Source organism: Carboxylicivirga sediminis, from assembly GCF_018156225.1.
In the GTDB taxonomy this organism is placed as follows: Bacteria; Bacteroidota; Bacteroidia; order Bacteroidales; family Marinilabiliaceae; genus Carboxylicivirga; species Carboxylicivirga sediminis.
Genome location: NZ_JAGTAR010000041.1, coordinates 37,189 through 48,894 on the forward strand (window position 1 = coordinate 37,189; position 11,706 = coordinate 48,894).

Sequence of the window (11,706 nt, forward strand, 5' to 3'; positions counted from 1 at the left end):
TTGCTTTTGTTAAAGTATTGGTAAAAGTACACATTTTAATTTTTTATTAATCAACTCATTCCATCTCAATTTCGCTAAAACCCTTGTATTTTCTTGGATGTAGAGTTTTTAAAAGCTATATTTGTTGTACGATCATTGACAAAGACATTCCGCATCAGTCGTATTTAGATTGTTAAACTCAACACTAAAAAAACACCGAGTGACGCTATGTTTTTAAAGAGCGGGCCTCGCCCTTGTGGTTACTACTTGTAGTACGGAGGATTATCGATAATTACATGCACTCAAATCCTGTTTTCAGGAGTTTAAATAATCCCGGGTGATGCGGTCCTTATAAAAAGGCGATAACTGTTTTGCAGCTATCGCCTTTTCTATTTCATATTATCCCGAAGCCTTGCCAGAAGTTGTCTTTCATCAATATTTTTAAAGTTCTTTCAGCAGAATATTACGTTTACTCTTCTCCAGTAATTCATCAAACTCCGACAGAATATCATCAAGGTTATGCAAGTGGCTGGTTTCCTCGAAGTGCAAATCACGACTACCTTTCGCCTCTACCATCTTAATCACTTTTGTAACGGTTAGTTTATTTATATCCAATGCCGGCTGATAGTAGGTTTCCTTCTCATCATCATTAATCACTTCTGAAAACACCTTACTAATCACCAATTCATATACTACTTCATTAATTAGGCGTATCGGAAGTTTTAATTCATTAGACAAATCCATGTTATTGGGCGGGGTTTTGCCGCGCTCAAAACGCTTTATCACATAAGAAGCCACCATCAGGATGACATGCCGTTTATAGGCATAGCTCACCCGCCTGGTATCTGCGTCAAACTCATAACTGTCGGCATTTTGAAAAGCAAATGACAACTCTGCTCCTAATAAAACAATCAGCCAGCTTGACTGCAGCCAAATCAGGAAAAATGGCAGGGCAGCAAAGCTACCATAGATGGCATTATAGCTGGTTACCGAACTTTGGAAATGTACATAGCCATATTGCAACAGTTGGAATAATGAGCCGGAAATAATTCCGCCGAAAAGTGCTGCTCTAAATTTCACCCGTGTATTAGGCATTATATACATGAGTAGGGTAAAAACAATCCATACGAGTAGGTAGGACGATACATAAATAAGACTGGATAAACCACTATTCTCGAACCCTAAATCTCTTAAATGTTTGCTGACAATAACAACCATACCACTGCTCGACAACATGAAAATGATGGCTATCAGCATCAGGGAAATATAATCGCTAAACTTACGAATAAACGAGCGGGCATGCTTAACTTCCCATATATCATTAAATGAATGCTCAATATTGCCAAATACCTTCATGACCGACCAGAAAAGCACGACCAATCCAATACCGGCGACTTCGCCCCCCGGAGTGCGTTCAAGATAGTTTAACGCGAAGTTGGACACAAATGCCAATACTTCTTCCTGTCCTTCTAACTTCGCTGTTAGTATGTCCTGCAATTTATTGTCTAAACCAAATCCCTTGGCAATACCAAATGCCAATGCGGCTACCGGCACAACTGATAGTAGCGAATAGAAGGTTAATGCAGACGCTTTTAGCTGGCATTTATCATTAATAAAACCTTTAATCGAAATATTTAATATCCGAATGGCACGTATCAGGAAAAACTGACGTTTAGTGGTATCATCAGCTGTTATTCGCCAAATTTCTTCGTTAATGAAGTGAATTATGCGGGCTAAACGTTCTTTCATAAGGCAGTGTTTTAAGGAAAGAAAAAAATAGCAAGCCTGTAAGCCGGGTCCTGTCTCTCCCGAAGGAGCGTCTATCATTTATCTACAATAGCAGTCACCTGCTATTTCCAGCGACCTACCCCTCACAACTTCTTACGAAACAAAACGAGCAGCCTTGCTCCAAAATGGAATTGTGATATACATGGTCTTGCAATCCGTCAGACGTACAGCCAGCCTAGTTACCTAACCTGCTGGTGAGCTCTTACCTCACCTTTTCACCCTTACCCGAAGGCGGTTATTTTCTGCTACGTTACTATACCCTCACGAGCATCTTCCTGTTCAGAAGCACGGTGCTCTGCATTGCCCAGACTTTCCTCTCCAGCCTTATGGCTGCAGCGATAGACCGGCTTGCTATCGCTTACAAAACTACAATAAATTATTCAATCTTAAACGGCATGTACTTATCCAGTTCAACCAAGTGAGCATCTTTATAGCCTAAGGCCTTTATGCGATTTAATTCCTGCTCAGCCACATCGCCCTTGAAAGTACCTGTAGTATAACGAAATATCTTATCTTTCATCCTGAATTCCATTACATCATCAATATTTTTAAAATGACTCAGGTATACAGGAAAACGAAATGCACTTAATTGCACGGTATACGTCTTAGTAGGATCAATTTTTTGTCCTGACTTTAGAGTACCCAATGGTGAACCGCTTCCAATGGTATATTCGCGCGTATTGACCACAAAAGCCTGATCATAACCAAGCGCTTTCACATCAGGTATGGCGGCTTTGGCAGCTTCATAGCTATCATACTGTCCTACACAGAAACGTAGAAATCCATCACTACAAGGATATTCACGCGCAACATCCACATTCTTGAAAAATGATGGCATTTGCGGAGGTTTTGCCAGAGCAATAATTTGAATGGCAAAGTAAGGTGCCTGCGCTTCAGACATCCTTATAATCGTCTTATTTGTGCGAAGAGCATCAAGTTTATCTGCTTTACTAATGGCTGCTGATGCAAGTATAAAAACAGCTACTATAAGGTATTTAAGTTTCATTTTTGACACACTATTACCGTTACACATTAATTCTGTTATTTCAGCATACGCCAGACAACAACTTCAATTCGGCGATTTATGAGATGCTCACTATCCGAACAGTAAACACCACGCTTACATTTATTCTTCAAATAACGCTCGCCATAGCCTCTAGGTATCATCTGTTCATCATTAATACCTTTACTAATCAATATTTGTTCAGCTTTTTCCGCAATATCCTGAGATACATTCAGGTTATTATAGCGATTGCCTTTTGCTTCTGTATGACCGTTTAACTTGACAACAATATTTGGATTTAATGACAAGTAAGTTGCCAGTTCATCTAAAACTGCTAATCCTTCTTTTGTAATCTCGTTGCCTTCGTAAGGAATTATCATCATTCCTATATCGTCCAGTACATCATCCTTGAAAATAGGTGTCAGGCTTAAACCATTGTTATTGATGTCCTCAACTTCCATAATGTTGACAATCATCCTTTTTGAGTTAAATTCGTCGCCTTTTGAAAACTTAATCTCAAATTCCTGATCCTCCTTCTTATATTCATCAGGTATAACAATAGTTACACGTCCATCATCTCCACTTACACCAGTAGCGATCAGGGTGCCATCATTGGCATCTCGCATTTCAACAGTAACACCTGGTATAACAACACCGTTGAATGTTGAGGTTATTTTAGTTTGCAGGCTGCCCGGGAACATTGACAAGTCAACAGCAGGTACAACTACTGGCATTGTCTCAACCGGCGCTTCCTCCTGCATATCAACCACAGGAACTTCGTCAAGACCAAAGATTGGTGGTGCATCATCACCCTCTTCCTCCTCCATTGGTGGCGCAATGGTAAATACCGCATCAGTATTACCACTTCCTAAACGATTGGATGAAAGGAAACCACGTGTTGGATCGGAAGGATCAAGTACATAACCAAAATCATCTTTACCACTGTTAATTGGTTGACGCAGGTTAACTGGTTCACCAAAACCATCACCTTGTTTTTCGGCTTTAAAAACATCTAATCCACCAAAACCCAGGTGACCATTGGATGCGAAGTAAAGGTTACCTTCCTTATCGATGTAAGGCCACTCTTCATCGCCAAAGGTATTAATTACACTTTTCAGATTTTCTCCTTTACCAACAGTACCAGAAGGCTTAATTTCGGCCCGATACAGGTCTTTACCTCCAAAACCACCTCTTTGTGTGGATGAATAATAGATATACTTATTATCGGGGGATATAGCCGGATACGCAGTATTGTATTCATCCGAGTTAATACTTAATTCACGTTCATCCACCCAATCTTCACCATCAAACACCGATGTAAAAATCTTTAAGCGACTATCGCCACCTTTAATTCGCACTGGTTTGGTATAAAATATGCGGCTAAAATCGCTCGTAAATGCAGTAGCACCCACATGATAATCCGATTCGAGATTTTTAGAGAACGAACGACTTCCTTCCTGTATTTCACCCTCCACTAACTTGGAAAAAGCCAAGTTTAAGAAGCCTTTACCAGAACGGTCAACTTCCTTGCTTCTTCCCTGCTTCTCGGCAGAATAAACCACTCCATCTTCATAGTATTGAATACCAAATGATTGATCTCCAACTAAAAGACTTGCCGGGTTAACCACCACATCGCGGTTAAATGAACCATTTTCCATCGCCCATTTACAAGCTTTAATGAGGTCATCCATATCTATCGGATTAGCCCCTTGGCTTTTGGCCTTCTCGTACCATTCAATGGCTAACTCAAAACCACCTTCCTGATGCCAACAAGATGCAAAATTAACTATGTCCTGACCGGTTAAGTTATCTTGTACCTCGTCATAGCGATTGAGTGCTTCAGTTACATTCTTCTGATTAAAATAACAGCGGGCTATTTCAATCTTAACCTGCGTGTTAAACTGTGCACCTTTTTCACCAGCAAGTGTATAGTACTCTAATGCTCTGTAATATTCCTCGTTAGCTAAAAACTCCTGTGCTTTCTTCAATTCTGAGCGCTGTGCGAATGCAGAAGCCACGAACAGAAGCATCAAAAGAAGAAGTGATATTCGAGAATTAGGTTTCATTGGTCAATTATTTAATCCAAAATTCTTTTCCTTAACTATTCAAGATACGGTATTTATTAGAAGTATCTGATTGAACGCATTCCTGCTCTCTTGTTAAAAGAGAAATCAAATTGTAATCCTATTTCGTGTGAACCATATTGTCCATACTTACCTAACTTAGACAATGAATAGTCAAATGAGTAACGAACCGTCCATTGTCGGTTGATAATAAATTCACTCAGCAGAACCATTTCAGAGATACTTCTATAGCCTGCTCCCAACCAAATACGTTCGTTTAACAAGACATTACAGCTTAGGTCAAACGTTAAAGGTGCACCAACAACCGTTCTAATTAAGGCTGTAGGCTTCACTTTTACATCTCCCCAGTCAAATATGTACCCACCATACCAATACGAGTGAATATCTTTAAAACTTACTGTATTCTTGAATTTGCCATCGTTTTCATTTGCTTCATCAAAATCAGGTCTAAAAAACCTCGGGATAGAGAAGCCTGCAAAGTAATTTTCAGCATAATAATAGGCTCCAATTCCGAAATTAAATCCAATTAATGATTGCTTGCCATCAAATACCGGATCACCATAATCCTGTGTAATTGCTTTTGTACCATCATATACATTAGAAGTTACACCTAGTTGTAAACCTAAGGCAAGAAAATCTCTACGGCCCATCTGTAACTTGTATGAACCAGCAGCCATAAAATTGAAATTATTAGAGAATCCAAGTCTATCATTTTCAAGCACAACGCCAACTCCAAGATTAGTATCTTCAATGGGGCCATGAACATTGATGGCCTGGTTCATAGGCGCATCACTCATGCCTAGCCATTGATTACGGCTAACAATTAAACCACTAATGACATCTCTGGTACCATTATAAGCTGGATTTAAAATACCTTGGTTGCTTATATAATGATTGTACTGAGCCTGATCCTGACCACTAACTATCACCGGTAAGGCAATCAGTAGTAATATAGGCAGTAGATATTTCATGTGTTTAAATTTTATCATTAGTCCTAATTATTCACCCTGTCTAAGCAAGGTAGGAACAAATAAACTCTTTATCGTCTTAGTTCAATAAAACCAGTGTATTCTTTAGACACAGTTTTAGAACTTCCAGTGTCTTCGTCAACAACACTTATATCAACTTTAAATATGTAAAAGTACGTTCCACTTGGTAAATCTTCACCTAATGATACCATGCCAGCATTTGATTTACCATCCCAGAAGTTATCTGTATACTTCTTACCTTTAGAGCGATAAACGAGCGTCCCCCAGCGGTTAAACACCTCTAATTTTGATTCTGTTGGTTCTGATTTAAACTGACTGATGACAAATTCATCATTAAAACCATCCCCATTAGGCGAAAATGCATTAGGTATCAGTAATTCATCCTCTGCCTGATTGATGTTTCCTGCAAAGAAATAAATCCTTCCTCTATCGTAACGGTTTGAACCAAGGTAATCAGTATTATAAACCACATAATCAATGGAATCTCGACCGTAGAAACTTGGTAATTTAGTAAATACCACTGTACCATCCACATACATTTCAACAAGGTTCATGTCATTACCATTTCTGTCTAAAGTATGCTTTGGAAGAGGAGCTTCTGAATCCCAAGGCACGAGCTCATCTAAATCAATCTCTTCATCACAACCTAATAACTTAAAGTAGATATTCTTGGATTGACCAACATTAATATCAATAGACGAAAGGCTAATATCATTAAACCAAACGTTGGTATCCGCCACATTTTGCCCATAGGTGACAGGTAATATATCATCTATCGCTTCCAATGGTTTTTCAAAGATATTAACGCTACCTGCCATTAATCTTGAACATCCGTTTTCTTCTGCAAGAATAGTATACATACCACCTACAGGAAGCGCAGTAGTGTATTGGAATGGATTACCTGTTCCACTATCAAGCACATAATCGGGCGAATAAGGTAGATTATTACGCAGTAAGCTATATCTTACTCCTACAGTAGATAATTCCAGTCCAATAAGATCCAGGTTAATAGAACCTGATCCAACTTCGCCATCTTCAATGGTTTCAAAACCACCGACAGATGTACCGACCTGCATCCTGAATTTTTGAATTTCAGAATATGCATTCACTGTAAAATCAAGGCTATTAATATCACAACCACTGTCGAATGACTTTGCGGTTACATAATAAGTACCAGCTAGCACTGATTCCTTAAATTCAAGAACACCAGCATCTCCTGATAAGAAACTTATTCTGTTACCAGTTGCCTTATCGACAATATAGTAATCAATACCCGACTCAACTGCAGTAAGCGATACTTTAACACCTTCAGCATCCCAACAATAGTTCATATCTATTGTTGGTTCTACAACTGGTTGTAAAGGTGCATCTTTAACAGCTATGCGAACTATGTCTAACACAAGATCACATGTAGGCGTACCTAATGCAATAACCTCATATAGATTATCTCCAATTTCATCGCAAAGAACAGGTATCGTCAATGGATTTCCATCGCCAGTAGCTGTAGCGACAACATTATTTAATTCATCAACTATATTGTAAACACGAGTGTCTTCGCTACCGTCTAATTCAATATTAATGGTTGTACCCTGACATATATTAACAAACTCAGTGGCCACAACATTAAATGATAGTGGACTTGAATTAGAAGTAATAGCAATAGCATTACCACTGTTCATTGGAGTAACACAACCGTCACCTCCGTACGAAGCAATAATTGTATATGTACCTTCAGGCATTAAACCAAGACTTAACTGGCCACCTGAGGCATCACCAACAACCTCAGCCTGAAGTTCCATTGCAAGATTAAACACCTGGTATGTTACTCCATCTTGCTGACCCTCAAGCACAATATCAATTCCACCTTCAGCTTCACAGTAGGACAACTCAGTATTAACTATATCATAATTTACGATATCAGCATCTATACCAATAGTTACTTCGCCATTCATATTTGATGTACATAGCGTCGTACTGTTATACGCGACAACAGAATATACACCAGCAGTATTAAACGGACCAAATGTCAATTCGGATCCAGATCCACTTACTCTTGTTCCTTGCTGGATGCCCCCCATTTGTACAATATATTCAACACCTACTTCAGAGCTTTCCAGTCTAATATATGCTCCTGCTTCAGTTGAACAGTATTTACCTGAACCTGAGATCTGATAAGCTATTGGGAGTGGGTGTACAATTAAGGTTTCGCGGTTAAGCATTTCTATTTCGCAACCAGCTCCATCATCAGCCATTACATAATATTCACCTGGATTATTGACAAGATTAAACGTAATAGGTGCATCGCTACCTGCAACTGTTTGCTGAACAGTTCCACTTGAACTACCAGGAGCATCGGCTAAATAAAGAGTATAGTTTACACCATTATCCCCATATGCTACACCAAACTGCTGACCCGGATCACCATTGCAAATATCTCCACTTCCAGTGACAGCATATTGAGTCATTGCACCAGGCACATCAATATATATCGTATTAATTAATGTTTGTTCACAACCATTTTTATCGGCATATACCACATATGTGGCAGCAATATCGAGAACAGGTGTTGGAAACTCTACATCATTACCATCACCTGTAACAATATTTCCTGTTCTAACACCGGATTTAACTAACTCATAAACTACACCTGTTTCTGAAGCTTCTACAATAACTACTGCACCATTATTACAATCCAGGCCAGTTCCTGGCTTGATACTTAACACCTTTGTTAAGTCAGCATAAACCTTCTCGGTAATTGCAATACGCGGAGCCATTTCACTTGTACAAGAAGTCACTCCATCTTTGCGCATAGCAACGATATAATAGGTATCAGTACCAGTAATTTCAAAGTCCAGAACTCCACCATTACCATCAACCCAAGGGCCAGTAACTGAGTCGCCTTCTCTCTCCCATCTGTACTGAACATCTGACTCAGAACCATCTAGGTGCAAGAAGGTAGTTCCTCCTGTACAATAATCACCATCAGTTGTAACATTGTAAACTGTCGGCAAGTTATCTTCAATAAGAATCAGCTCATTATTCATTGGTGCAGAACAAACTACACCGATCGTACGTGCTTCTACACGATAAGTTCCTGCAACACCATAATCACCTAAAGTTAACCGCGCAGTATCATCATCTATTGTACCCGTAACAATTCCAACAGAAATATCGTTATGGAATAATTCATAATCAACACCATTTTGCTGGCCTGATATTGTGATAGTTACCATATCTCCAGAACAAAAATGTGCATTATTTGTAGCCTCTAAATCATATGATTTTGGTAGTGCAACTTCGATAACATTAACAGCACCATTCATTGAAAACTTACAGCCTGTTGCAGTATTAACAACCACGCTATAGCTTCCTTCTATAGTGTATGGTCCAAATGTATGTGCAGAACCATCACCAATCCAGGTGTCGCCAATTTCAATACCGTCTCTGATAACACGATACTCAACTCCTACTTCAGATCCTTCTAATATAACATTAGCACCTGCAGCTCCTACACAGAAATTACCATCTCCACTAACATCAAAACTTGTATAAGTCCCATCAGGATCAATGTTAAAAGTATTACTCATCAAACTACTACACCCTGTAGTTGAATTAGTCGCCATAATGGTATACTCTCCAAAAATTGTTTGGAAACCAAATGTAATTTCATTGCCTGTATTACCAACAACAGGGGTACCAATGTTTCCACCATCTAGCATTAACTGATAGCTGACACCAGTTTCTGAATTTTCGAGTTTTACTTCATGACCTGCACCTCCGCCACAACCAGTCACGGTACCAGTTGGCAGAATGCTAAATACACTTGGTAAATTATTTCTGGTAATTGTGACACGATTATTCATCTCGATCTCTGAACCTGGAACAGACGGATAAAAACCTTCTACTCTGAACTCTTCAGTTGTAAGAGCTGCAGGTACAGTTACATCATCCCACCTAACTGTATTCGTACCGTCAAACAATATTATTGGATTAATAACCTGATCATCAGATGTTCTTATAAGTCGATATGACACACCAGCCTGAGGTGTTGCCAGATAAAGACTTACACCAGACTCATCTTCACAATATTCTGTAGCAGATGATAATAGATCATAAGGAGTAATTCCATCAACAACACTCATTGTTATACTAGCTGTTGCCATACAATCATTAGCATTGTAAACGACAACCGAAATTACATCACCATCAACTAAATCATTGACTGGTCCATAGGTATCACTTGCATTAGGCCCCTGAACAGAAACAGCATTTCTGAAGAACTCATACTGCACTCCACCGGTAGCTGTAAATGTGACATCAGTCCCTGTAATAATATTAGGACCAGTGTCAGCAGAAATACCTACTGTTGGAAGCGAGTTAACAGTATGAACAAGTTCTGCTGACATTTGAGAACAACTTGTTGTGGTGTTAGTCACGTTTACGCTTACACGATCACCATCAACAAGAGCATTTGTCACGTAAGTATTTGCTGCAGAAGGGGCTCCAACACTTGTTCCATTAATAAAGAATTCGTATAAATCCCCACCCGAACCGGTGAAAGTAACTTCATCACCTTCACAAATTGTATTATCTGCGTCCGAACTGGAAATAACAGCTGTCGGTAACGGATTTACTGTAATTGTTATTCCAACATGAGTATCTTCACAACCAGTTGCATCAATAGCACGAACGGTAACTAACTGACCATCTGTTAATCCTGAAGCAATATAAGTATCACTTGGGTCAGGACCTTGTACCGTACTACCATCTACCATGAATTCGTAGGTATCACCTCCTGTAGCTGTAAAGAGGACATCTTCACCACTACAAATATTTGTTTTGTCAGCAGATAATCCAGCAGTTACAATGTTAACTGTGATAATCTCAAATGCTGGCGTTAAAGATTCACAGCCATCACCATTAACATAATTAAGCATCACAGAATAAGGTAAAACACCATCCCAAACAACTTCCACAGATTCATCGTCCAAATCGCCAGTTGGGGTTCCTCCACTGATTATCCAGGTATAGTTACCTTTTCCTAAACCAGTTACATTGGCTGTATATGTTTTAGTATCATTCGCACAAACCACTTTATCTCCATCAATAGAAGGAGTTGGTCGGGCATTCACCTGAATGGTTATATCACTTGATGTTCCGAAACAAGCACTTGCAGAAAGATCGGTATAAGCAGTAACATTAATTTTATCACCATCATTGAAACCATTATAATTAAATGTATTTCCAGCACCGTCTTGTATCGGATTACCATTAATTGAAAACACATATCGAGCAAAACTAGCAGGTGTCACTTCAAAGTCCAGTGCTTCATCTTGACAAATAATTGACGAACCGCCATTATTAGTAATGGCTAATGTTGGAACCGGATTACTAACAACATTGATGATAATTGAACTTGATGCATCTGAACAACCTGTGTCAATATCATTAACAACAACATAGAACTCATCTCCATCTATTGGAGCATCCACTCCAGTAGCAACGTATGTTGAACTGGGTCCATTCGCTTGCACTATGTCATCTGCTGCTCCACGAATTCTATGAAACTCGTAAGAATAATTTCCAGATCCAAGATTACCACTAGCATTAAAGGTAATTGGAGTACCTGCACAAACAGTAGTTACACCAGGAGAAGGAGCACTAACACTGATAGTTCCATCAACTGTATTAACATCAACACTAGTCGTGGCTGCACCAATACAACCATTTGCATCTTCAACGGTTAGTGTAAACACATGCGTACCAGTTCCATAAGGTGTTGAACTGATGGTTACATTTTGAGTATTACCAACAACAGTACCTCCGGCGTTGGTCCATGTATAGGTCGCCATGCCTGCAGGAT

The 11,706-nt window shown here is 39.2% G+C and carries 5 protein-coding genes and 1 other RNA gene; all 6 read right to left on the reverse strand.

What is annotated here, in order from left to right; translation table 11 throughout:
- Positions 1 to 420 precede the first annotated feature (420 nt).
- Positions 421 to 1,728: a YihY/virulence factor BrkB family protein gene (locus tag KDU71_RS19905; protein ID WP_212192872.1), complete on the reverse strand. Its 1,308-nt coding sequence runs from the start codon at positions 1,726 to 1,728 to the stop codon at positions 421 to 423.
- A gap of 23 nt (positions 1,729 to 1,751) precedes the next feature.
- Positions 1,752 to 2,122: RNase P RNA component class A (gene rnpB, locus KDU71_RS19910), an RNA gene on the reverse strand.
- Between the two features lie 21 nt (positions 2,123 to 2,143).
- Positions 2,144 to 2,773: an SPOR domain-containing protein gene (locus KDU71_RS19915; RefSeq protein WP_212192873.1), complete on the reverse strand. Its 630-nt coding sequence runs from the start codon at positions 2,771 to 2,773 to the stop codon at positions 2,144 to 2,146.
- A gap of 35 nt (positions 2,774 to 2,808) precedes the next feature.
- Positions 2,809 to 4,836, reverse strand: a complete 2,028-nt coding sequence (locus tag KDU71_RS19920) for an OmpA family protein (RefSeq protein ID WP_212192874.1) — start codon at positions 4,834 to 4,836, stop codon at positions 2,809 to 2,811.
- Between the two features lie 56 nt (positions 4,837 to 4,892).
- A complete protein-coding gene (locus KDU71_RS19925; RefSeq protein WP_212192875.1) occupies positions 4,893 to 5,825 on the reverse strand; it encodes a PorP/SprF family type IX secretion system membrane protein in 933 nt (310 codons plus the stop codon).
- 68 nt (positions 5,826 to 5,893) lie between these two features.
- Positions 5,894 to 11,695, reverse strand: coding sequence for a gliding motility-associated C-terminal domain-containing protein (locus tag KDU71_RS19930; protein WP_212192876.1), 5,802 nt, complete (start codon positions 11,693 to 11,695; stop codon positions 5,894 to 5,896).
- Positions 11,696 to 11,706: the final 11 nt, after the last annotated feature.